The following is a 22,741-nucleotide window of genomic DNA, read 5'->3' as shown; positions in this document are numbered from 1 at the left end:
GACAACCTAACGTCAAAAGGCTAAAATGGAAGAACAATTAGAAGAAATGATGAAAGAATATTGCATGATTTTCTCCTTAGGAGGAAATACCAAGATATACACGGAGGTGCATTCAAAGTGAGCAAAAAAACAGCAACGAAACTCCCAGTACTCCCACTTCGAGGACTACTAGTATACCCAACAATGGTCCTGCACTTAGACGTTGGCAGGAAAAAATCAGTCAGTGCTCTCGAGAAAGCAATGGTAGAGGATAATCAAATCTTTTTAGTTACGCAAAAAGAGGTATCCACGGAAGAGCCTGAAGAAGCAGATATGTACACAATTGGTACAGTTGCGACAGTTAAGCAAATGCTTAAACTGCCTAACGGTACGATTCGCGTACTTGTGGAAGGATTATACAGAGGCCGAATTGAAAGCTTTCAGCAATCGGAAGAATACGATACTGTTGGCATTGAGAAGATTGATGAGCGTCAGGAAGCGACTGTTGAAGAGCAGGCGTTAATGCGAAATGTGCTAGAGCAGTTTGAACAATATATTCAGCTGTCTAAGAAAATTTCTCAAGAAACTTATGCGACAGTTGCAGATATTAGTGAGCCAGGAAGATTAGCTGATATCGTGGCTTCACACCTACCGCTCAAAATGGTTCAAAAGCAAGAGGTGTTGGAGACATTAACGCTAGAAGAGCGACTAAAGCTCATCTTGCGCACGCTTAGCAATGAGCGCGAAGTGCTTGGTCTTGAGAAGAAAATCGGACAGCGCGTGAAGAAATCGATGGAACGCACGCAAAAAGAGTACTACTTGCGCGAGCAAATGAAGGCGATTCAAAAAGAGCTCGGAGATCGCGAGGGGAAAGAAGGCGAGACCGAAGAGCTTCGTGAGCGCATTTATGATGCAAGTATGCCAGAAGCTATCGAAGAAAAGGCCTTGAAGGAACTACAGCGCTACGAAAAAATGCCGGCTAACGCAGCGGAAAGCTCTGTGATCCGCAACTATATCGATTGGCTCGTGCAACTCCCTTGGAATGATGAGACAGAAGATCTTCACAACATTAAACGTTCCGAAAGCATCTTGAATGAAGATCATTATGGTCTTGAAAAAGTGAAAGAGCGTGTGTTGGAATATCTAGCTGTCCAACAGCTAACAAAAGAGCTGAAGGGTCCTATTTTATGCCTTGCAGGACCTCCTGGAGTGGGGAAGACGTCTCTAGCACGCTCTATTGCTCGCTCACTTGGTCGTAACTTCGTTCGAATGTCATTAGGTGGCGTGAGAGACGAAGCGGAGATTCGAGGACACAGACGCACGTACGTAGGCGCTATGCCAGGTCGAGTTATTCAAGGAATGAAAAAAGCGGGTACTACAAATCCTGTTTTCTTATTAGACGAGATCGATAAAATGGCGAATGATTTCCGCGGAGATCCGTCAGCGGCACTTTTAGAAGTGTTAGATCCAGAGCAAAACAATACGTTTAGCGATCATTTTATCGAAGATCCATATGATTTATCGAAAGTCATGTTTGTCACGACAGCAAATAATATTTCTACCATTCCGGCTCCTTTAAGAGACAGAATGGAGATTATCAACATTAGCGGATATACAGAGGTAGAGAAACTAGAGATCTCCAAAGGCTATTTGTTACCAAAGCAAATTAAGGATCACGGGCTTTCCAAGTCACAGTTGCAAATGCGTGATGACGCCATTCTTGAAGTCGTTAGATACTACACGCGAGAAGCGGGTGTCCGTAATCTGGAGCGCCAGCTTGCGACAGTTGCTCGCAAGGCAGCTAAAATGATTGTTTCGGAAGAGAAGAAGCGAGTAGTTGTTACTCCTAAGAATATTGAATCGATGCTTGGTAAACGTTACTTCCGCTACGGCAAAGCCGAGCTTGAGGACCAAATTGGAGCAGCAACAGGACTTGCTTATACAGTTGCAGGCGGAGATACGTTACAAATCGAAGTCGCGCTTTCACCGGGTGATGGAAAGCTAACTTTAACTGGTAAGCTTGGTGATGTAATGAAAGAATCTGCTCAGGCAGCATTTAGCTACATCAGGTCGAAGTCAGGTGAACTGTCTGTAGCTCCTGATTTTAATAAAAAGCATGACATTCATATTCACGTTCCGGAAGGCGCAACACCTAAGGATGGGCCATCTGCCGGAATTACGATGGCGACTGCCCTCATCTCTGCGTTAACAAACCAGCCAGTGAAGAAAGAAGTAGGCATGACTGGTGAGATTACGTTAAGAGGACGCGTACTTCCAATTGGTGGATTGAAAGAAAAAGCTATGAGTGCTCACCGAGCAGGGTTGACACATATCATCATGCCAAAGGATAATGAAAAGGATCTTGATGATATTCCGGAGAGCGTCAAAAAGGATTTAACGTTCCTTCCTGTCTCTCATCTTGACGAAGTCTTAAAACATGCATTAGTGAGGGATAGTAAATGAAGGTAACAGATGTTGAATTAACAATAAGTGCAGCAAAACCGGATCAATTTCCAAAAGGGCTCTTCCCAGAAGTAGCCCTTTCTGGACGTTCAAACGTAGGGAAATCCTCGTTTATTAATACGCTTTTACAACGAAAAGGGATGGCGAGAACGTCACAGCGACCAGGTAAAACACAAACGTTAAACTACTACTGGATTAATGATCGTTTTCACTTTGTTGATGTACCTGGATATGGCTATGCAAAAGTGTCAAAGTCAGAGCGTGAAGCATGGGGTCGCGTCATGGAGGTATACTTCCAAGAACGTGAGCAACTAAAGGGTGTTGTCCAGTTAGTTGATGTTAGACACAAGCCAACTGAGGACGACGTAATGATGTACGAATGGTTAAAGTACCACGAGCTTCCTGTGATCGTTATAGCAACTAAGGCCGATAAAATCGGTCGGTCAAAATGGGCAGCGCACGTGGACCGTGTTAAAAAAGAGCTTCAAGTAGTAGAGGACGACCCTGTTATTCTCTTTTCCTCTGAAACAGGTTTAGGCAAAGAGAAGGCTTGGTCGGCTATCACGGAGAAGCTATTTAGCTGAGGTGAGCGCAGTGTCTGAGTTAATTACAATTCACAATTTGCACAAATCTTTTGGTGATAATCACGTATTACGAGGCGTGGATTTATCGGTAGAGCGGGGCGAAGTAGTTTGCTTAATTGGGGCCAGCGGCTCTGGTAAAAGTACGCTTTTACGCTGCATTAATTATTTGGAGCAAAAGGATGAAGGTACGATTGAGTTTGAGGGGAAATCTATTCTACCAAAGGCGAAATCGATTAAAGAGCTAAGACAAAAAGTTGGCATGGTGTTTCAGCACTTTCACCTTTTCCCACATAAGACGGTCCTTGAGAATGTCATGGAAGCCCCTGTTCACGTGAAGGGTGTATCTAAAAAAGAGGCAATTGCAGAAGGCAAGCAACTACTTGATAAGGTAGGACTTCAAGATAAATATGAGGCGTATCCTTCTAGTTTATCTGGTGGTCAGCAACAGCGCGTCGCAATAGCGCGAGCACTGGCTATGAAGCCCACACTCATGCTATTTGACGAACCAACATCCGCGCTAGATCCAGAGCTAGTTGGCGAAGTTCTAGATACGATGAAACAATTGGCGAAGGAAGGCATGACGATGATTATTGTCACACATGAAATGGGTTTTGCGCGTGAAGTAGCCAATAAAACCGTGTTTATGCATGATGGTGTCATTATCGAAGGTGGTCCCTCCAAAGAGTTTTTTGCAAATCCAAAAGAGCTACGCACAAAAGAGTTCTTAGGAAAGGTTTTATCTTAATACGTTTTGGGAACACTCTAAGTTAATAGGAGTGTTTCAAAACGCTAAAAGTCTCCTAGTCCATTAACGGCTAGGGGGCTTTTTTTATGGTGGAGTAGTAAAGTGCTAACTAGTTACTTCTAGCTCTTCGATCTTTGATTGCTAAAGTGCTAACTAGTTTCTTTCAGTTTTACTGGCTGTAATTAATAATAGGAGTCAGCTCTTCGAATACCCTACGACATTAGCAGGGTCAGGACCTGAGCCTATTCCTGCTAATTGTCTCCGGGCATTCTACGAGTCTGCCTCCTCAAGAGCTTCTAAATAGAAAGAATTGATTATTTTAAAATCGTTAAAAACTAGCTTTAAACATAATTAATTAGAATAAGTATGAAAGGAGAAAGAGCAATTTTTACATTCTTTAGCTATAATTTTTAATATTAGAAGCTTTATTAAAGCTCTATAATTAAATTTATTTTTTTCATTCTTGTGTTTTTTAAATCAAACAGAGAGCTGGCAGACCCGGAGGACATTCGGAGACAATCCATAGGGGAAAGAGGTTTTTGAGATCCCACAGGAGGCGTCTAGGGTAAGGCGACAGCCGCACCCTGCCGACGAGGAAGCTCAAAGGCCGGCCCTATGGATGTCGTAGAGTGTCCACAGGGCTGACAGCTCGGAGTGCCGATTTAACTAGTTAGCCCTTCATTAAATTCAGCTCGAAGAGCTGAGAGCTAAGGTTTAGATTTTAGCTCTTATATCAACAAAAGAAGATTCCAAAAAGCCCTGTGAATGAAGTCACAAATTATTCAATACTCCATGAGTACATATACTGACAGAGCTTAATTAAAAATGTTATAATGTAATACGAATGATAAATAGGAAACGTGACAGATTCTCAAAATCCGTGTAAAATAAATAACGGTTTTGAATCAGGGGGTGACCTTTATGCATATATTAGTGACAAGCTTAAACTATAAAACAACGCCAGTAGAGATCCGAGAGAACTTTGCGTTCAAAGAGTCGGAATTAGCAGAGGCGTTAGCAGAATTACGTGGCTCTAAGAGCATCTTAGAGTGCGTGCTTATTTCAACATGTAATCGAACAGAGCTGTATGTGGTTGCAGACCAAGTGCATACAGGTCGTTATTATACGAAGTTATTTTTAGAGAATTGGTTTGGTGTGCCTAAAGAAGACTTTAGTCATCATCTTCACGTACGTGAGGACGAGCATGCTATTGAGCACTTGTTCCGTGTAGCCTGTGGACTAGATTCGATGGTGTTAGGTGAGACTCAAATTCTTGGGCAGGTTCGAGATAGCTTCCAGCTTGCACAAGCGCAACAAACGACAGGTACGATATTTAATGAGTTATTCAAGCAGGCTATTACACTTGCGAAACGTGCTCACTCTGAGACGGCAATTGGCGAGAACGCAGTATCTGTTTCCTATGCTGCAGTAGAGCTTGGCAAGAAGATTTTTGGTGATTTCGCAGATAAAAAAGTACTCGTAATGGGTGCTGGTAAAATGAGCGAATTAACGGCTAAAAACTTAACATCTAATGGAATCGCCGATATTACCGTCATGAACCGTACGAAGGAGAGAGCCGAAGAATTAGCCGCTAAATTTAGTGGTCAAGCTCAAGGTATGGACAAGCTACATGATTCACTAATTGAAGCGGATATTATGATCAGCTCGACTGGATCTTCTGATTACATTTTACGTAAAGAAGACGTGAAGCAGCTTATTAAAAAGCGCAAAGGTAGACCATTATTCTTAGTAGATATTGCGGTACCTAGAGACTTAGATCCAGCTTTAGCGGAACTTGATAATATTTATCTTTATGACATTGATGATCTTCAAGGAATCGTTGCAGCTAACTTAGAAGAGCGTAAGCAAGAAGCAGAAAAAATCGAGCTTATGATTGAAGAGGATCTTGTGTCCTTTAGTCATTGGTTAGATACACTTGGTGTTGTTCCTGCGATTACAGCACTTCGTAACAAGGCGACAACAATTCAAGAGCAAACAATGGAGAGCTTAGAGCGAAAGCTATCAAGCCTATCTGAGCGCGAGAAAAAGGTTGTTAGAAAGCACATGAAGAGCATTATTAATCAGCTTTTACGCGATCCGATTACAGCACTCAAAGAGATCCCAGCTGAAGAAAATCCTGAAGAATTACTCGCTTATATGACGAAGGTATTCGGCATTGAAGAGGAAATTAATAGTCAGGAAAAGACGATGTCTTACAATATACAAATCAATAAAGTAGAGCGAGAGTGGAGCATTGAGAAGCGCAAGCTACAGCTAGCAAAACGCGAAGCCGTTGTTTCGCGTTCTGTGTAAAGGAATAGACACGTGATAGATATCTATTTCTTCCTTATGCTAGCGGTTTATGCAACTAGCGTCGGATTCTATTTTATTGGATTTCTTAAAAACAACCAGAAGGTGACGCGTCTTGCCTTCTGGTTGCTTTCTATTGTTTGGGTATCTCAAACTGCGCTACTTGTGCTTCGGACGATCGAATTTGGTCGATTCCCAGTCATGACTGTTTTTGAGGGTATGTTCTTTTACGTTTGGATCCTCGTCTCTATTTCGCTCATTGTTCACTGGATGTATCTATCTGGTCTTTTGCAAGCGTTTATTAATTTACTCGGCTGGGCTTTATTACTCACATACACATTAGCGCCTGAGGGCAATATTTCGACTAGACTCATGGAGCTATTTATATTCGAGCTACTGTTTGTTCACGTGACATTTTTAATTTTATCGTATGCCGTATTCACTATATCCTTTGGTTTTTCGATGCTTTATTTCCTTCAGCACCATTTACTCAAAAGGAAGCTGTGGGGCAAATGGATGGGCAAAATAGGGGATTTATATAAGCTCGAAAAATGGTCGTATCGATTTGCGTTAGTTGGATTCCCTATGTTAGCAGGAGGGCTGATTTTAGGAGTGATATGGTCGTTCCAAACAGTAGGCTACGTTCCGTGGCTCGATAGTAAAGTACTTACGTCTCTACTTGTCCTACTAAGCTATGGATTTTATCTCTTTCAATATATCGTAAATTCACGAAGAGGCTATGGAATGGTTCTCGTCAACATTGCATCATTTTTAGTCGTACTCATCAACTATTTTTTATCAAGTCTATTCACGAACTTTCACATCTGGTAAAAAACACGTTACAATGGATAAGGATTATAAAGGAGGCTACTATGAGGAAAATAGTAATTGGATCAAGACGAAGCAATCTTGCGTTAACACAAACAAAATGGGTGATCAAGAAGCTAGAAGCACTAGGATTACCATATGAATTTGAAATTAAAGAAATCGTCACAAAGGGCGACAAAATATTAGATGTTATGCTTTCTAAAGTTGGTGGCAAGGGTCTGTTTGTGAAAGAGATTGAGCAGGCAATGTACGACGGAGAAATCGACATGGCTGTTCACAGCATGAAGGATTTACCGTCTGTTATTGCGGAAGGCCTTACGATTGGTGCAGTACCAGAGCGTGAGGACCCACGCGACGCGTTTATCTCTAATAGTGGACAACCTTTAGCGGAGCTTCCCGAGGGAGCTATCGTCGGAACAAGCAGTTTACGACGTTCCTCTCAAGTGTTGATGCAGCGTCCAGATATTAAAATTCAGTGGATTCGAGGCAATATCGAGACTCGTTTACGTAAATGTCGCGAAGAGGACTATGATGCGATTATTTTAGCTGCTGCCGGATTATCTCGAGTAGGCTGGGATAGCAGCATCGTATCGGAATTTATGTCTCCAGAGACATCTGTTCCTGCTGTCGGCCAAGGTGCTCTCGGTATCGAATGTCGCGCAGATGATCAAGAGCTACTTGATTTACTTGCTCATATTAATGACGAAAATACAGCAAGAACTGTAGCAGCTGAACGCTCGTTCCTCCATACAGTAGAAGGCGGTTGTCAGGTGCCAATTGCAGGCTATGCAACGCTTAATGATAATAATGACGTGACGCTCACAGCATTAGTTGCTTCTCCGGATGGAAAAGAAGTATATAAAGAAACTATTACGGGTAGTGACCCAGTAGCGATTGGGAAACAAGCAGCAGAAAAAATGCTTTCTGAAGGGGCAAAAGAGCTACTTGATAAGGTGAAAGCGGAACTAGACGAATAGAGGACGTGATGGCATGTCTTTACAAGGTCGGCATGTTTTAAATACACGAGCACGTCATCAAGCAACCACTTTAACGAATAAGCTTGAAAGCTATGGAGCGGTTAGTATCGAAGTACCGCTCATTACAATAAAGCAAGCCTACAACGAGACAGATATTCGAGCAGGGTTATCCTGCGACTGGATTGTGTTTACGAGCGTAAATAGCTACACGTTTTTAATGAAGGCCATGCAGGAGTTTTCTATCCCAAAAGAGTCATTGTCTCAGATGCACATCGCAGCTGTCGGTAAAAAGACGAAGCAGCTGTTAGAAGCAGAGGGGCTACACGTTGCTATTATGCCGAGTGAGTATCATGCAGAGGCACTCGTCTGTGCAATGAAGCCTGCTTTGGGTGATGTATTTTATCCGAGAAGTAAGGTGGCAAGAAAAACGCTCACAGAAGGCTTACGGGCTCAAGGCAAGCTCGTCGTAGAGGCGATTTTATATGAAACTGTGACGAATGAATCTGTTCAGGCAGAGCTCTCTTTGGCATTGCCCAAAATCGATACCGTCATATTTGCAAGCCCTTCTGCTGTAAGAGCCTTCAAGGAGCTTGCAGGCGGAGATGCTCTGCAAGATAAACTAGTTGGCGCGATTGGGCACATTACTGAACAGGCGTTACAGGGAATAGCAGTTAAAGCGCTCGTTACTCCGCATGAATCAACAATAGAATCCTTATTAGAAGAAATACACGTAAAGGTAGGAGATATATGTGACTAAAGCTACTTTTGATCGACATCGTCGACTTCGTTCGTCGGCTCAAATTCGATCTTCTATTAGAGAAAATCATGTCCGTGTTGAGGACTTAATTTACCCGATCTTTGTAAAAGAAGGGGAGAATATTAAAAATGAAGTGGCGTCTATGCCTGGTGTTTACCAGTGGTCATTAGATCGCTTAGAGGAAGAGCTACAAGAGGTTGTTCGTCGTGGCATCTCTTCTATCATTCTTTTTGGCGTACCGAAGGAGAAGGATGACGTTGGTTCAAGCGCTTATTCGGATGAAGGAATTGTCCAACAAGGAATTCGTTTTGTGAAAGAACGATATCCGAATCTTACGGTCATTGCAGATACGTGCCTTTGTCAGTTCACCGACCACGGTCACTGTGGTGTGGTGCATGATGGCGAGATTTTAAATGATCAGTCTTTAGAGCTATTAACGAAAACAGCAGTTTCTCAAGCACAAGCAGGAGCAGATATTATCGCTCCATCTAATATGATGGACGGCTTTGTTGCGGCTATTCGAAAAGGGTTGGACGAAGCTGGCTTTGTTCACACGCCAATCATGAGCTATGCCGTTAAATACGCGTCGGCGTTTTACGGACCATTCCGTGATGCTGCGCACTCTTCGCCTAAGTCAGGCGATCGTAAAACGTATCAAATGGATCCAGCAAACCGTCGTGAAGCATTCCGAGAGGCGGCGTCTGACGTAGAGGAAGGTGCGGACTACTTGATCGTGAAGCCTGCGCTCTCTTACCTTGATATCATTCGTGATGTACGCGAGCGTGAGGATCTTCCGATCGTGGCGTATAACGTTAGCGGAGAATATTCGATGATCAAAGCAGCTGCTCAAAATGGCTGGGTCAACGAAGAGGCGATTGTGATGGAAAAAATGGTCAGCATGAAGCGAGCTGGAGCAGATCTTATTTTAACGTACTTTGCAAAAGACGTAGCGGACTATCTTCAACAAGGGGAAAACGGAGGGACAAGCGATGAATAATCAAAAATCTCAAGAGGCGTTTCAAAAAGCAAAGCCACTCATGCCAGGTGGTGTAAACAGTCCTGTTCGAGCATTTAAATCTGTCGGTATGGATCCCGTTTACATGGAGCGAGGAGAAGGCTCTCACATTTGGGATTTAGATGGAAACGAATATATTGACTACGTGCTTTCATGGGGACCATTAATTCATGGTCACGCGGACAAGCAAGTCATTGAAGCAGTAAAGGCAATGGCCGATAAAGGTACAAGCTTTGGTGCGCCACACGAAATGGAAACGAAGCTTGCTGAGCTTGTTATTGAGCGAGTTCCTTCTGTTGAAGTAGTACGCATGGTAAGCTCCGGTACGGAGGCTACGATGAGTGCGCTTCGTTTAGCACGTGGCTATACAGGTCGCAATAAGATTTTGAAGTTTGAGGGCTGCTACCACGGACACGGGGACTCTCTTTTAATTAAAGCGGGGTCTGGCGTTGCGACTCTTGGTCTGCCTGATAGCCCAGGTGTTCCTGAATCGGTTGCGTCGAACACGTTAACCGTTCCATTTAATGATATGGACAGTCTTCGTCTTGCTTTCGAAAAGTTTGGTGACGATATTGCAGGAGTTATTATGGAGCCTGTTACAGGGAATATGGGTGTCGTTCGTCCAAAGGAAGGCTATTTAGAAGGAGTTCGTGAACTAACAAAAGAGTACGGTTCTCTTCTCATTTTTGATGAAGTAATGACTGGTTTCCGCGTTGGCTATAACTGTGCCCAAGGAGAGCTTGGGGTAACACCTGACTTAACGTGCTTAGGTAAAGTAATCGGCGGTGGTTTACCAGCTGGAGCCTTCGGTGGTAAGCGTGAGATTATGGAGCAAATCGCGCCAGCAGGTAACATTTATCAAGCAGGTACACTATCTGGTAATCCACTTGCTATGACAGCTGGATACGAGACAATCAGCCAGCTAACAAAAGAATCGTATGAGCATTTTGATCACATCGGAGCAATGCTTGAAACAGGTTTACGTGAGGCAGCGGAGAAGCACGGTATTCCGTGTCACACTACTCGAGCTGGATCAATGATTGGTTTCTTCTTTACGAATGAAGAAGTGGTGGACTTTAAAACTGCTCAAACGTCTGATCTAGACATGTTTAAGCGCTACTTCCAGCAAATGCTCGAGAACGGTGTATCTGTACCACCTTCTCAGTTTGAAGGATTATTCCTATCTACTAAGCATACAGAAGCAGATATTCAAGCTACTATCGAGGCAGCAGACAAGGCGTTTGCGGCGATTAAATAAGTAGTGTTGTGGGATTGTAGATGGGGAAATAGATGATTTGTTTAGAATAGGGAGAGAGGAACCGAAGTGTGATGTCGGTTCCTCTTTTTTGTGGTGGGGAGAATGCGTGTTGGCGAGGGGGGATGCGCGCTGTTGACCTGAAAATGTGAATGGTTAAAATAAATGCACACTGGCAGGGTAAAAATGCACGCCGCGGCCCTCAAAATGCAGACAGTCAAAATAAATGCACACGAGCAAGAGTGAAATGCAGACAGCGCGAGCATAAATGCACACGAGCAAGGTGGAAATGCACGCCGCGGCCCTCAAAATGCAGACAGTCAAAAAAAATGCACACGACCGAGGGTGAAATGCAGACAACGCGAAAGAGAATGCACACGAGCAAGGTGGAAATGCACGCCGCGGACCTCGAAATGCACACAGTCAACGAAACGCCCCCAAAAACCTTCTCACACGCAAAAGAAGCCAGAACAAATGCAAACCATCTGTTCTAGCTTCTTTTTACTGTTAAACAGGATAATTAGTGAACGCGTGTAGCTTCAATGTCGAACGATTCCCCGATTTCAACTCGTGGAATGAGACTGTTTACTATCAGGTGTTCAATTTCTGTATCAGGTGGTCCAGAGTAAGTAAATATATGCGTTGGATAATGGTAATCCCTCGTTTCCTCTGTAAATAGTCTCTCGGCAGGTGGGATCGTATCGCCATCATGTGTCATCATGGCGTTAATAACTTGCTGAGATTGAAAGGATTGATTGCCTCTTTCTCGTCTAGGACGAAGCTCTAACCATTCATACTCTCGATCTTCATGAAGTTCATGTTCAATTACATAAATAGACTCATCATCGCTAACAGGAATTTCATCTATTAACCTAAATCGTTCATTATACAGATGAAATGTGTTAGTCCCATCGTTAATCGCTATTTCGGAGCGCTGGCCTGAGTGATAAAAATCTAAATAGGAATCAAACTCGATCGTTAGATCACTAATTTGGTGATAATAAAGAGAGGGAAAAATCGCTTGTCGATACCCATCCCGCATAGGGAGAGAATCATTAAGTTGATTGACAAAACGTTCCTTATTAACATCTACATGCGTAGGCGCAACTTTATTCAAGCCAATACTTCCAGTCCCTTGAATGTGATAAAGTACTAAGCTTCCGGTCGGTCCTACTAGAAGCGTATGATACGTATAAGGAGTTTCACTTAACGTGTGCTCGCCATCAAGGCGGTATGCTTTCGTGGGTGCTTTCTCGACCTCGAATGAAAAAGCCCATTCTCCATCAGTTCGACCTGACTCGTCACTTAATAAAAAAGGAGAAGAGGTCTGCTGGACAACGACATCTATATCGCTGAGCTGAGAAATGCTAAAGTCAATCTGACCTTCTGCTGATGGCGGTATAGTGATGCGACCTCTTAACAAATCTGCAGAATCTTCAAGCACAATCGTATCCCAAAGTAGCTCCCATTGTTGCATGTGTTCAATAGGAGTATCCAACTCGACAAATGAATCTGGATTCGTGATAGCAAAGCCGTAATTGCTATTAATAGCAAGACTTCTGCCATCAGCAAGATCTTCAATTTCATAGTAAATGATCGTTTGCACGTCATCTGCAATCGCATGCGTCAATGTGACCTCGATATCATTATCTACTGCAACTTCGTTAATTTCCGTCATGTGCCCGTCCGCCATGAGCCGATCTTCCTCGGAATATGCGATTGGAGTAACCCCGCCTAACCAATACATAAAGCTACTGGACGTAGCAAGTAAAAATACGGTTGCAGCTAGCACAACTGCAAATGCAGTAGCGCCAAAAGTAAGACGCTTTTTCTTTGACTTTTTGCTCATCTCCACCTGTTTTTCTTGGATCAAGTGGGTTGGGTGCTTATCCACAGGCACCTGTTGCTTTTCTTGCGATACTTTTTGTGAAAATAATTGGAACTCTTCAAACTTTGTTTTACAGCTTCTGCACGTTTCAAGGTGCTTCTGAAATGCCTCATCATGAGTATCGTTTGAGGCTTCTTGAATGAGTTTTTTGTCTGTAGGACAAGTCATTTTAAAAACCTCCTTAATCGAATAGTTGATAAGATAAATCGACATCCTCTACATATTGCATTTCTGTAATAGATAAGCGGTTGATATCGCTGATATCGATGTCATTTTCAAATGTGACTAAGTAATTACGAGATAGTTCGACTTGATCATAGTTATCCATGATCGAATAAAAGATGTTACCCTCTATCAATTCTGTTCGCTCAAGGTTCGTATATGCAACGTTTGTCGCCATGTTCATCGAATAGGTGTCGCTTTCTAACTCAGGTCTAATTGATAAGAAATCATATTTTCTGTCGTCGTGCATCTCGTGTTCTAGATGAACGTTCGTATCCCCATCTTCCTCAAATATCTCTACAATTTGGATACGTTCGTCTTCAAAAGCAAATGTAGTGTCATCGATTCTCTCAAAATAATCTGTCTCAGGACTAATTTGTTCATAGATCCTTACATAATCGTACTTGATTGCTATGTCCTCTATGGAATCAAAGTAAGTAGATTCAAAATAGACGTTCATCGTTCTAGTAGATTGTTCAAATGGATCTGGCATTGCAGTAAGAAACGAGTGTTCCTCCCCATTTACATCTAGATGCTGTGGGTAAGATGTATATGATAGGCCATAATCAGTGAAGTGATCAAATTCCATTCGGAGCTTTGTTCCCGCTGGACCGACCCATACATCTGTTACGTTAGCAAAAAAGAAATCATTTTGGATTGCCTTATCTACCTCATAATGCGTAGCAGATCTTTTTTGATAAGGAATATCAGCAGTCCATTGACCAGAGATAAACGGGTCCTCCATGTCTAATTCATACATATCCCACCAGTTATCTAAGTCATTAAACTGATCCTCCTCATAGCTATATAAGTAGCCAATCATCAACTCGATGGTTCCTGTTTCTGGCTCAGGAGAATCTAAAACAATAACACCTGTTGTGTGGCCTGGGTTAGACTCGAGAACCTTCACTCGTGAATGATCGTAATACTCTAGACCAGTATTACTTTCAAGCTCTGTCCAAAGTGAGTGCCCGTTGCGAATTTCTACTCCACTAAAAGGATTTATAAATAATACTCGATCCCGCTCTAAGTCCGTTATCTCAAAATGGATGTGTGCTTGAGCATCGTCAACTACAATATCGGTAAAGGTAAATTCCACACCATCATTCGTTTCTGAGATCCCAATCTCATCCGCATAGCCTGATGCGACTAGTCGATCCATATGCGTGTATGTGTAAGGTGTAAAGCTCGCTACCCATTGATGGAAACCTGGTGAGGTTGCGGCGATCGCAACGCCTATAAAGAGGGCGATAATCGCGATACCTAAAAATGGTGCGATGCGCTTTTTCTTTTGAACAGGCTTATCTGCTGTTGCCGCCTCGGTGTCTTGCTTTGAGGTTGCATTCGTTGCAGTGCGGGGCTCTCTTGTCGTAAGCTCTTCAAGAAAAGGTTGTGGGTGGATGGTGGAAGCCTCTGTATTCGCTGCTCGTATAAATGGCTGGATTTCACGAGCGACTTCTTTACAAGATCCGCACGTTTTAAGGTGATTCTCGCAATCTTCAGATAGCTTATTGTGTAGTAACTCTCTTATACAAGCTTGGCAATCCATTTACGACACCTCTCCAAAGCATGTGTGTATATACTGAATACCACGCGTAATTTTTTCGGCATAAGGAGCGCGGAAGTACGCATCAATGTCGTCTAACGAATAATCACCGTATGTCAGCATCACGATCGCGAGTTTTGTTTTTGGGTCCACCACATAAAGTCGTCCGCGAATTTGATCGGTTGAGAGCTCACTGTCTACCGATTCGCAGATTTCGATAAAATTCGTAAAAACTTGCTCATCTTGCATAGTCGTTGCAGATTCTGTTCTTTCTATTAGTTTTTCAAGTACATGAACGAGCTTTTCTCCTTCTACGCCATATGCCCATGCGATGCGCGTATAGCGCGTTTCGTTCGCTTCAAACCATTGCTTAACACGTTGCATCATGTATTCCCCCTTGTCTTATGTACGAATGACTAGGTGGTAGGTTCCAAAATTGTCACTCCCTTGTCTAGTATATGATACTCTAAGTAAAAAGGGGGACTATCCATGGAATACTATAAAAAACTTAGACAACAAGTAGGGAAACAAGAGCTTTTGTTACCGGGAGCGGCGATCATCATCTATCAGGACGATCGCGTATTGTTACAGCATCGTGACGATGGCGATTGGGGATTACCAGGTGGACTGATGGAGCTAGGCGAGAGCTTTCAGCAAACCGTAGGGCGAGAAGTAAGAGAGGAGACTGGGCTTGAGCTAAGGTCCGTCACGCTTTTCGGTCTCTTTTCTGGAGAAAACTATTACGTGGAGGCTCCAAATGGAGATCCGTACTATGCGGTTACAGCCTTATACATATCCGAGGACGTAGAAGGGGAGTTGCAACCAGAAAGTGAGGAGACACTAGATCTCCAGTACTTTTCTATGAACGCCCTCCCAACCAATTTACGTCGCTCCCATGCGCATTTTTTAACCCTTTTTAAAGACCGTGAGCACGGAGTGGTACTCGACGAAGGATAAATCGTTCTACTCTCTTTTCTCCTGAGTATGTATGTACAAGACGCGTTTAGAAAGGGGAGAGTTCGATTGAAGGGATTATCATTTACGGTGACAGATACTGTGTGGTTAAAAAAGGAGCATCGCTCGCTTGTGTCCATTACGCTTGAACCCTATGTTTCGACTACAGAAAGAGATGAGGACTATCAGATTCACGGAAAGTTATTGATAGAGGGTGAGGTCAGGCAGACGAACTCGGAGCATGATTATATTAAGCATGAGTTCCCAATCGACGTATCGATCCCAAAAGAACGGGCGAACGAAGAAGTGACGCTTTATGTTGAGGGCTTTGACTATGATTTGCAAGAAGACGGTAGGCTAACGATTGAAGCAGATCTTGTTATAGCCGGTGCCGAAGAGCCTGAAGTAACACATGCCATCATTGAAGTGACGGATTTACCGAGCTTTCAATTTGAAGATACACTGCCTGCTGTAGTTGTTCAGGAAGATCAGGAAGAAACGATGGAGGAAGAGGAAAGAGAACCTTATCTTGAATTAGACGAAGACGAAGACGAACCTTCAGAGGTGGAGGATTACGAGGAGCAAGAGGAAGAACGTTATCAAGACGAAGAACGTGAGCAAGAAGAATTTGCATCATTTGAAGAAGTGGAGTCAGCTCCAGAGCCTACCTATGAATATGTCGAGGAAGAGCCAATTGAAGAGGAAGAAGTCGAGCCAGTAAGGAATACGCAGGAGACGAACCTCCATGAAGCACGTGCACGTGAGTTTCAGCAGCTGCATGTACCTCAGGAGGTAGTAGAGGTCGAACCGGTCAGAGAGGAAGCTGTGGATGCGTTGGAGCCAGAGCCTGCGCAAGAAAAGAAAGGGGCGTCCGTGTATTTGACGAGCATGATGCGGAATGAGGAGGAAGCATCTGCTTCAATGAGGATATGTATCGTCCAAGAGGGTGACACATTACATTCAATTGCCTCTCACTACGAGCTTACGACGACGCAGCTTATGAGAACCAATCGTCTTACGGATGAGAAAGTAGAGCCAGGACAACTAATCTCTATACCGAGATGAACGTAAGAGAAGCATTAGAGGAATACTACGAGGTATATCCGACTAAGTGGGAAGAATTCGGCAATGTGGTTAAGGTATCAGAGGGGGAAGAAGCATACGCATGTAAAGTGATTCGATCAGAATCGAGTTTTCTTATCAGGCGATTGGAGAGATTCTATTATCCTAATATGCTAAGGCAGATCCCAACGAAATTTGGAGAGCCGTTTGTTGAGACAGATGATGAATGTCTTCAGGTAACTCGTTGGATTGACCCGACCCCTAGTCGCTATGCGTATGAAAAAGAAGAGGCGATGCTCGTAAGCTTAGCAGACCTCCATCACCGGTCAAAAGTACTCGAATTCGGTTCGAAGGAGTGGCTTACGGCGCGCTATGCGAAGTGGGAGGAAAATCGTGAGTGGTTTGGTGAAGTAGTGAGGGAGCTTGAAGAAGTCATTTACTATTCGCCATTTCAGCTAAATGTGCTCATGCAAGCTCCTTTCATTGAGCAGTTGATGCACCATGCTATAGAGGAATTGAACGCTGTATTAGATCAAGAAGATACGATATCAACGTGCATCGTGCACGGGGCACCTACGTATGAGCACTTTATTCTGTCAGGCGATGGAAGTGGGTATTGGATTGCCTTATCCTCCTCCTATTTTGGAGCAGCACCATTAGATTTAGCTGTTTTGTGTCGGGAAATTGCGCTTCACGATCCGTATTCGGAGCATTCCTTAGCTCCTATTGTTGGTGCCTATTCACGAATCAATGAATTTATGCCAGCAGAGTGGCGCTTATTTATTGCCGAGCTTCTTTATCCGATTCCGTTAATACGTATCATGACAAATTATGTGAAGGAAGCGGAAACAATTGCTGCAGTGAAATGGGAGCGAGCATTAGCCGCTCAAAAGAGACTTATGATGCTAGCAGAGCTCATTTCAGCGGAACAATCCGAGATGCGTAACAAAACAGAAGCAGAAAGAGAAGGATAATATCAAATACAGTAGGGAAAAGGATGACTCGCATTACCTGAAATAAAATTAGTGGAAATAAGAGTTGATAAAAGCAGGCAATGATTTTGGGGAAAAACGGTGGGCGATGGCGCTTGTGCATGAAGACACACCTCCTTTTTACTTTTACCTTATGCAGGCTATTGATTCTTTGTGAAAGTCAGTGTAAGATAAGAAAGAAAATTAGTGAACAAAGAAAGAGAAGAGTACCATATGGAATCCTTTTAGAGAGGATAGCTGGCTTACCTGCCGCTGCGAGGCTATCTAAGGAAGAAAGTGGGAATGTCGCTCTGGAGTTCGGTTAGCTGAAATATGAGTAGGTTAATCCGTGTAAGCCGCGTTAAGGCTCCTTAAGTGTATTGCACGTTTTTTTGTGCAATAAACAAAGGTGGTACCGCGAGGATCTATAGCCCTCTTCGTCCTTTGACGATTGAGGGCTTTTTGTATGCAATTTTATAGAGGAGTGAAACCAATGAGTGAAAACAATCAAGTAACAATGCCTCCAAAGTACGATCCACAGGCAACAGAAGCAAAATGGTATCCGTATTGGGTAAATGGGAAGTTTTTTGAAGCATCAGGTAAAGGAGATAAGGAGCCTTATACAATTGTGATCCCGCCTCCCAACGTAACGGGCAAGCTACACTTAGGCCACGCCTGGGATACGACGCTTCAAGATATCCTTATTCGTGTCAAGCGCATGCAAGGCTACGATGCGCTTTGGTTACCTGGAATGGACCACGCTGGTATTGCAACGCAGGCGAAGGTGGAAGGCAGATTAAAGGAGCAGGGCACATCTCGCTATGAGCTTGGTCGCGAAAAATTCTTAGAGAAATCTTGGGAGTGGAAGGAAGAGTATGCGGACTTTATTCGTCAGCAGTGGTCCAAGCTTGGCCTATCTCTAGACTATTCAAGAGAGCGATTCACGTTGGATGAAGGACTCTCTGATGCGGTACGTGAAGTATTCGTTCGTCTATACGAGGAAGGCTTAATTTATCGTGGCGAATACATCATCAACTGGGATCCGCAGACGAAAACGGCCCTTTCTGACATTGAAGTAATTTATAAAGATGTAAAAGGTGCCTTTTATCATATGAACTATCCACTTACAGATGGTTCAGGATCGATTGAAGTCGCAACGACACGCCCAGAGACGATGCTAGGTGATACAGCGGTTGCGGTACATCCTAAGGACGAGCGTTACCAGCACTTAATTGGTAAGACAGTAACTCTTCCAATCGTAGGTCGTGAGATTCCGATTGTCGCTGACGACTATGTGGACCGCGAATTCGGATCAGGTGCCGTTAAAATTACGCCAGCCCACGATCCAAATGACTTTGAGATTGGGAATCGCCATGACTTAGAGCGAATTCTCGTTATGGACGAGTCTGGTACGATGAACGACCTCGCTGGTCCTTACGAAGGCTTAGATCGTTTTGATTGCCGCAAGCAGATTGTCAAGGACCTACAAGAACAAGGCGTTCTCTTTAAAATCGAAGAGCATGATCATAGCGTTGGTCACTCCGAGCGAAGTGGTGCAGTTGTCGAGCCTTACCTGTCTACACAGTGGTTCGTTAAAATGGGCCCACTAGCCGAGCAAGCAATCGAGCTACAAAAGCAAGAGGATAAAGTTAATTTCGTCCCTGAGCGCTTTGAGAAAACGTATAGCCACTGGATCGAAAATATTCGCGACTGGTGTATTTCTCGTCAGCTATGGTGGGGACACCGAATTCCTGCGTGGCACCATAAAGAGACTGGTGAAATCTATGTAGGACGCACAGAGCCTACTGACATCGAGAACTGGGAGCAGGATGAAGACGTGTTAGATACGTGGTTTAGCTCCGCGTTATGGCCATTCTCCACACTTGGTTGGCCGAACGAAGAAGCGTCTGACTTTAAGCGCTTCTACTCAACGGACGTTCTTGTAACGGGCTACGATATCATTTACTTCTGGGTTGCGCGTATGATCTTCCAAGGTCAGCACTTTACAGACAAGCGTCCATTCAAAGACGTTCTCATTCACGGACTAGTACGCGATGAGCAGGGTCGTAAAATGAGTAAGTCTCTAGGTAACGGTGTTGATCCGATGGACGTTATCGACAAGTACGGAGCGGATGCCCTGCGTTTCTTCCTGAGCACGGGTAGCACGCCTGGTAATGACCTACGTTTTTATTGGGAAAAGGTAGAGGCAAACTGGAATTTTGGTAACAAGATTTGGAACGCGTCTCGCTTTGCCCTCATGAATATGGACGGGCTAAAGTACGAAGAGATCGACATTACAGGAAAGAAGTCAATCGCAGATGAGTGGATTTTAACACGTTTAAATGAAACGATTGAGCACGTAACGAAGTTTATTGATGCCTACGAGTTCGGCGAAGTTGGACGAGCACTATATGCATTTATCTGGGATGATTTCTGTGACTGGTACATTGAAATGGCGAAGCTTCCATTAAACGGAGAGGACGATGAGGCAAAGCACACAACGCGCTCGATTCTAGCCTATGTGCTTGATCAAACGATGCGACTCTTGCACCCATTCATGCCGTTTATCACAGAGGAAGTATGGCAGCACCTTCCGCACGAAGGCGATTCCATTACAGTTGCTGCATGGCCAACAAAGCAAGACGATCAGATCAATAAGCAATCTGTGAAGGATATGAAAGTTGTTCAAGATATCATTCGTTCTGTACGTAATACAAGATCCGAGTTAAACGTACCGATGAGCCGCGAAATTACGCTACACGTAAGCGCAGCTTCAGACGACGTATTATCTCAGCTTGAGCGCGCGAAGAGCTATTTAGAGCGATTCTGTAACCCATCTGAGCTAGTACTAGGTGTCAACCTACCAGCTCCAGAGAAGTCCATGAGCTCCGTTCTAGAAAGCGTAGAGCTTTACCTGCCACTAGCGGGTCTTCTTGATTTAGATGCAGAGATGAAGCGTCTAGAGGGCGAGATTAAGCGATTAGATGGCGAAGTCCTCCGAGTGGAGAAAAAGCTTTCTAACGAAGGCTTTGTGGCGAAAGCACCTCAACACGTTGTAGACGAAGAACGCGCTAAGGCAAAGAGCTACAGCGAGCAACGCGAGAAGGTTGCGGCGCGTTTAGAAGAGTTGAAGAATTAAATAGAAGTATAGAGAGGCGCACCGGCTTATGTCGGTGCGTTTTTTTGTGTGGGGAGGTAGAGCGTGATTAATTTAGCAGGGGTGGTGCTGAAACGAGAGGGCGGTGTGCAAAAACGTCGAGCTGGCGTGCTAAAACGAAGGAGAGTTGTGCCAAAATTAGCGAAGGTTGTGCAAAATTGGGCGTGGATTTCCAAGTGGAGATAGAATTAGGGCATACAATGAGGACCTACACAGTGCTGTAGGGTGACGAGATTTTAAACGAAGATCAAGGTGAATTCAAGCGTTATCTGATAATGGTAAAACCAAATTGCCAGACGCAAGCGACTAACAGTAACCGCCCTTCAATCACGTTATTCTCCTGATACAACATAAAGACAAGTTATCCTAACCCCGAATTATCCTGCATGTAATCGTCATCATTGTACGATAAATACCATTATAATGTTTCTGTCAATAAAAATAACGCGTGTAAATCCACTAAAATACGAACGAATCCTATTGACACCTTTATATCGTTCGGGTTAAGATACATGACGTCCCGTATAATTCCGGTAATAAGGATCGGAAGTTCCTACCAGACACCGTAAATGTCTGACTACGCAAATTAACTGTACGGGGGTACATACATTGAACAACTTCTTTAAGCTACAAGAACGTGGCACGACTGTTAAAACAGAGGCACTGGCAGGCTTCACGACCTTTATGACGATGGTTTATATCGTCGTGGTAAATCCCGCGATCCTCTCATCTGTCGGCATTCCATTCGAGCAAGTGTTTATGGCAACGATTTTTGCTGCTGTTATCGGCTCACTCATTATGGGATTACTTGCGAATTATCCGATCGCTATCGCACCAGGCATGGGCCTCAACGCGTATTTTGTCAGCGTCGTTGCGATAAACGGAGTCTCGTATCAAACGGTTTTAGGCGCTGTCTTTTTAGCAGGTCTTTTATTTATCATTCTTACCTTCACCCCATTCCGTGAAATGCTCCTTCGCGCGATCCCAGCATCCGTAAAGTACGGGATCACCGCAGGTATCGGGCTGTTTATTGCCTTTATCGGACTTCGTATGTCCGGTATTGTCGTCCCGAATGAAGAGACATTTGTCACGCTAGGCGACTTAACAACGCCAAATGCCGGACTCACAATTGCAGGACTTTTTATTACACTTATTCTTTTAGTGAGAAACGTCAAAGGCGCTCTTTTCATCGGGATGCTAATCACAGCGATCGCAGGTTACTTTCTTCAGTACCTACCATTTGAAGGGCTCGTGTCGACGCCACCTGCACCAGTATTTTTTGACGCAGACATCGCTGGCGTATTTACAAATGGCTTATATATCGTCGTTATCGCATTTTTACTAGTGACACTATTTGATACAACTGGAACGATGATAGGTGTAGCAGAACAGGCTAACTTAACAAAGAACGGTGTTTTCCCACGAGCAAAGCAAGCTCTAGCTGCGGATGCATTTGCGACGACAGCCGGTGCGGCAATGGGAACGAGCCCTTCTACGGCCTACATTGAGTCATCGTCAGGCGTCGCATCAGGTGGACGCACCGGACTCACTGCCATCGTTGTTGCTATTCTATTCCTATTAACCATGTTTTTCTCTCCGCTAGTCGGAGCAATCGCAGGGTTACCAGCCATTACGGCACCAGTATTAATTATCGTAGGGAGTTTCATGATGGCGGGCCTCTCTAAGATCACTTGGACAAAGCTCGATGAGGCGTTCCCAGCGTTCGCCATCCTTTTAACGATGCCACTTACCTCAAGCATCGCAACAGGCATCGCGGTTGGCTTCATCACCTACCCATTCTTAAAGCTTGTTAGCGGAAAATGGAGAGAGGCTCATCCAATTATTTATTTCTTCGGTATCGTATTTATTTTACAGCTTGTGTTTTTCCCGGCGCATTAAATTATTTAAGACTTGGACAGATCAAGCTTTCTGTCTAAGTCTTTTTTTATATGAATAAAAAGTGATAGGAGGAAAACAGTAATTATGCGCGGTCTGCATTTTAAAGTCCGCGGCGTGCATTTCCATGAT

18 protein-coding genes, 1 riboswitch and 1 other annotated feature are annotated in these 22,741 nt (G+C 43.9%); of the genes, 14 read left to right on the top strand and 4 right to left on the bottom strand.

All coding sequences use genetic code 11. The features are described from left to right. The first annotated feature begins 117 nt into the window (after positions 1-117). The 9 genes from lon (at position 118) to hemL (ending at position 10,916) form a co-directional block, all read left to right on the top strand. On the top strand, positions 118-2,442 hold the full coding sequence (gene lon / locus FLK61_RS13245) for an endopeptidase La (RefSeq protein ID WP_176009868.1): 2,325 nt from the start codon (positions 118-120) through the stop codon (positions 2,440-2,442). Then, a complete protein-coding gene (gene yihA, locus FLK61_RS13240) occupies positions 2,439-3,026 on the top strand; it encodes a ribosome biogenesis GTP-binding protein YihA/YsxC (RefSeq protein WP_176009867.1) in 588 nt (195 codons plus the stop codon). Before lon ends, yihA begins: the two co-directional genes overlap by 4 nt. A 10-nt stretch (positions 3,027-3,036) precedes the next feature. Beyond that, positions 3,037-3,771: an amino acid ABC transporter ATP-binding protein gene (locus FLK61_RS13235; protein ID WP_176009866.1), complete on the top strand. Its 735-nt coding sequence runs from the start codon at positions 3,037-3,039 to the stop codon at positions 3,769-3,771. A 921-nt stretch (positions 3,772-4,692) separates the two neighbouring features. After that, complete coding sequence (gene hemA / locus FLK61_RS13230; RefSeq protein WP_176009865.1) at positions 4,693-6,084, top strand: glutamyl-tRNA reductase; 1,392 nt, start codon at positions 4,693-4,695, stop codon at positions 6,082-6,084. A gap of 12 nt (positions 6,085-6,096) precedes the next feature. After that, positions 6,097-6,912, top strand: coding sequence for a cytochrome C assembly family protein (locus FLK61_RS13225; protein WP_249777598.1), 816 nt, complete (start codon positions 6,097-6,099; stop codon positions 6,910-6,912). Positions 6,913-6,953: 41 nt separating this feature from the next. Further along, positions 6,954-7,886: a hydroxymethylbilane synthase gene (gene hemC, locus FLK61_RS13220; RefSeq protein ID WP_176009864.1), complete on the top strand. Its 933-nt coding sequence runs from the start codon at positions 6,954-6,956 to the stop codon at positions 7,884-7,886. 13 nt (positions 7,887-7,899) lie between these two features. Then, complete coding sequence (locus FLK61_RS13215) at positions 7,900-8,643, top strand: uroporphyrinogen-III synthase (protein ID WP_176009863.1); 744 nt, start codon at positions 7,900-7,902, stop codon at positions 8,641-8,643. After that, a complete protein-coding gene (hemB, locus tag FLK61_RS13210; protein ID WP_176009862.1) occupies positions 8,636-9,640 on the top strand; it encodes a porphobilinogen synthase in 1,005 nt (334 codons plus the stop codon). The genes FLK61_RS13215 and hemB overlap by 8 nt, the downstream gene beginning before the upstream one ends. After that, positions 9,633-10,916 (top strand): glutamate-1-semialdehyde 2,1-aminomutase, encoded by a 1,284-nt coding sequence (hemL, locus tag FLK61_RS13205; RefSeq protein ID WP_176009861.1) that lies wholly within the window; start codon positions 9,633-9,635, stop codon positions 10,914-10,916. The genes hemB and hemL overlap by 8 nt, the downstream gene beginning before the upstream one ends. Positions 10,917-11,433: 517 nt before the next feature. Here the strand turns inward: hemL and FLK61_RS13200 are convergent. From FLK61_RS13200 to FLK61_RS13190, 3 genes are read right to left on the bottom strand one after another with little or no spacing between them, the layout of a single operon-like run. Further along, positions 11,434-12,969 carry a DUF4179 domain-containing protein gene (locus tag FLK61_RS13200; protein WP_176009860.1) on the bottom strand — a complete coding sequence of 512 codons (1,536 nt, stop codon included), beginning with the start codon at positions 12,967-12,969 and terminating at the stop codon, positions 11,434-11,436. Positions 12,970-12,982: 13 nt separating this feature from the next. Then, positions 12,983-14,572: a DUF4179 domain-containing protein gene (locus FLK61_RS13195; RefSeq protein WP_176009859.1), complete on the bottom strand. Its 1,590-nt coding sequence runs from the start codon at positions 14,570-14,572 to the stop codon at positions 12,983-12,985. Continuing rightward, positions 14,573-14,956, bottom strand: coding sequence for a hypothetical protein (locus FLK61_RS13190; RefSeq protein WP_176009858.1), 384 nt, complete (start codon positions 14,954-14,956; stop codon positions 14,573-14,575). 102 nt (positions 14,957-15,058) lie between these two features. Here FLK61_RS13190 and FLK61_RS13185 point away from each other — a divergent pair, with 102 nt between their 5' ends. The 3 genes from FLK61_RS13185 to FLK61_RS13175 all read left to right on the top strand — a co-directional run bounded on the left by FLK61_RS13185 (position 15,059) and on the right by FLK61_RS13175 (position 17,559). After that, on the top strand, positions 15,059-15,526 hold the full coding sequence (locus FLK61_RS13185) for an NUDIX hydrolase (protein ID WP_176009857.1): 468 nt from the start codon (positions 15,059-15,061) through the stop codon (positions 15,524-15,526). Between the two features lie 66 nt (positions 15,527-15,592). Then, positions 15,593-16,588 (top strand): LysM peptidoglycan-binding domain-containing protein, encoded by a 996-nt coding sequence (locus FLK61_RS13180; RefSeq protein WP_176009856.1) that lies wholly within the window; start codon positions 15,593-15,595, stop codon positions 16,586-16,588. After that, positions 16,585-17,559: a hypothetical protein gene (locus FLK61_RS13175; RefSeq protein WP_488260116.1), complete on the top strand. Its 975-nt coding sequence runs from the start codon at positions 16,585-16,587 to the stop codon at positions 17,557-17,559. The genes FLK61_RS13180 and FLK61_RS13175 overlap by 4 nt, the downstream gene beginning before the upstream one ends. Here FLK61_RS13175 and FLK61_RS20375 read toward each other — a convergent pair. Further along, positions 17,501-17,680: a hypothetical protein gene (locus FLK61_RS20375; protein ID WP_488260115.1), complete on the bottom strand. Its 180-nt coding sequence runs from the start codon at positions 17,678-17,680 to the stop codon at positions 17,501-17,503. The two genes, FLK61_RS13175 and FLK61_RS20375, sit on opposite strands and share 59 nt — an antisense overlap. Positions 17,681-17,761: 81 nt before the next feature. Then, positions 17,762-18,004 (top strand) — a binding site (T-box leader). Positions 18,005-18,049: 45 nt separating this feature from the next. Between FLK61_RS20375 and FLK61_RS13170 the strand changes: the two genes are divergently transcribed. After that, positions 18,050-20,695, top strand: coding sequence for a valine--tRNA ligase (locus FLK61_RS13170; protein WP_176009854.1), 2,646 nt, complete (start codon positions 18,050-18,052; stop codon positions 20,693-20,695). A gap of 518 nt (positions 20,696-21,213) precedes the next feature. Beyond that, a riboswitch (purine riboswitch) is annotated at positions 21,214-21,313 on the top strand. A gap of 9 nt (positions 21,314-21,322) precedes the next feature. Further along, on the top strand, positions 21,323-22,612 hold the full coding sequence (locus FLK61_RS13165) for an NCS2 family permease (protein WP_176009853.1): 1,290 nt from the start codon (positions 21,323-21,325) through the stop codon (positions 22,610-22,612). The last annotated feature ends 129 nt before the right edge of the window (positions 22,613-22,741 follow it).

This window comes from Paenalkalicoccus suaedae (genome assembly GCF_006965545.2).
In the GTDB taxonomy this organism is placed as follows: Bacteria; Bacillota; Bacilli; order Bacillales; family Salisediminibacteriaceae; genus Paenalkalicoccus; species Paenalkalicoccus suaedae.
Note: the sequence above shows the minus strand (reverse complement) of the source record. Positions and strands in the feature narration are given on the sequence as shown.

Excerpts from the sequence above, each read along its gene's own strand:
- yihA (WP_176009867.1), top strand. The coding sequence starts at position 2,439 with ATGAAGGTAACAGATGTTGAATTAACAATAAGTGCAGCAAAACCGGAT.
- hemA (WP_176009865.1), top strand. The coding sequence starts at position 4,693 with ATGCATATATTAGTGACAAGCTTAAACTATAAAACAACGCCAGTAGAG.
- hemC (WP_176009864.1), top strand. The coding sequence starts at position 6,954 with ATGAGGAAAATAGTAATTGGATCAAGACGAAGCAATCTTGCGTTAACA.
- FLK61_RS13215 (WP_176009863.1), top strand. The coding sequence starts at position 7,900 with ATGTCTTTACAAGGTCGGCATGTTTTAAATACACGAGCACGTCATCAA.
- hemL (WP_176009861.1), top strand. The coding sequence starts at position 9,633 with ATGAATAATCAAAAATCTCAAGAGGCGTTTCAAAAAGCAAAGCCACTC.
- FLK61_RS13200 (WP_176009860.1), bottom strand. The coding sequence starts at position 12,969 with ATGACTTGTCCTACAGACAAAAAACTCATTCAAGAAGCCTCAAACGAT.
- FLK61_RS13195 (WP_176009859.1), bottom strand. The coding sequence starts at position 14,572 with ATGGATTGCCAAGCTTGTATAAGAGAGTTACTACACAATAAGCTATCT.
- FLK61_RS13190 (WP_176009858.1), bottom strand. The coding sequence starts at position 14,956 with ATGATGCAACGTGTTAAGCAATGGTTTGAAGCGAACGAAACGCGCTAT.
- FLK61_RS13185 (WP_176009857.1), top strand. The coding sequence starts at position 15,059 with ATGGAATACTATAAAAAACTTAGACAACAAGTAGGGAAACAAGAGCTT.
- FLK61_RS13175 (WP_488260116.1), top strand. The coding sequence starts at position 16,585 with ATGAACGTAAGAGAAGCATTAGAGGAATACTACGAGGTATATCCGACT.
- FLK61_RS20375 (WP_488260115.1), bottom strand. The coding sequence starts at position 17,680 with ATGCACAAGCGCCATCGCCCACCGTTTTTCCCCAAAATCATTGCCTGC.
- FLK61_RS13170 (WP_176009854.1), top strand. The coding sequence starts at position 18,050 with ATGAGTGAAAACAATCAAGTAACAATGCCTCCAAAGTACGATCCACAG.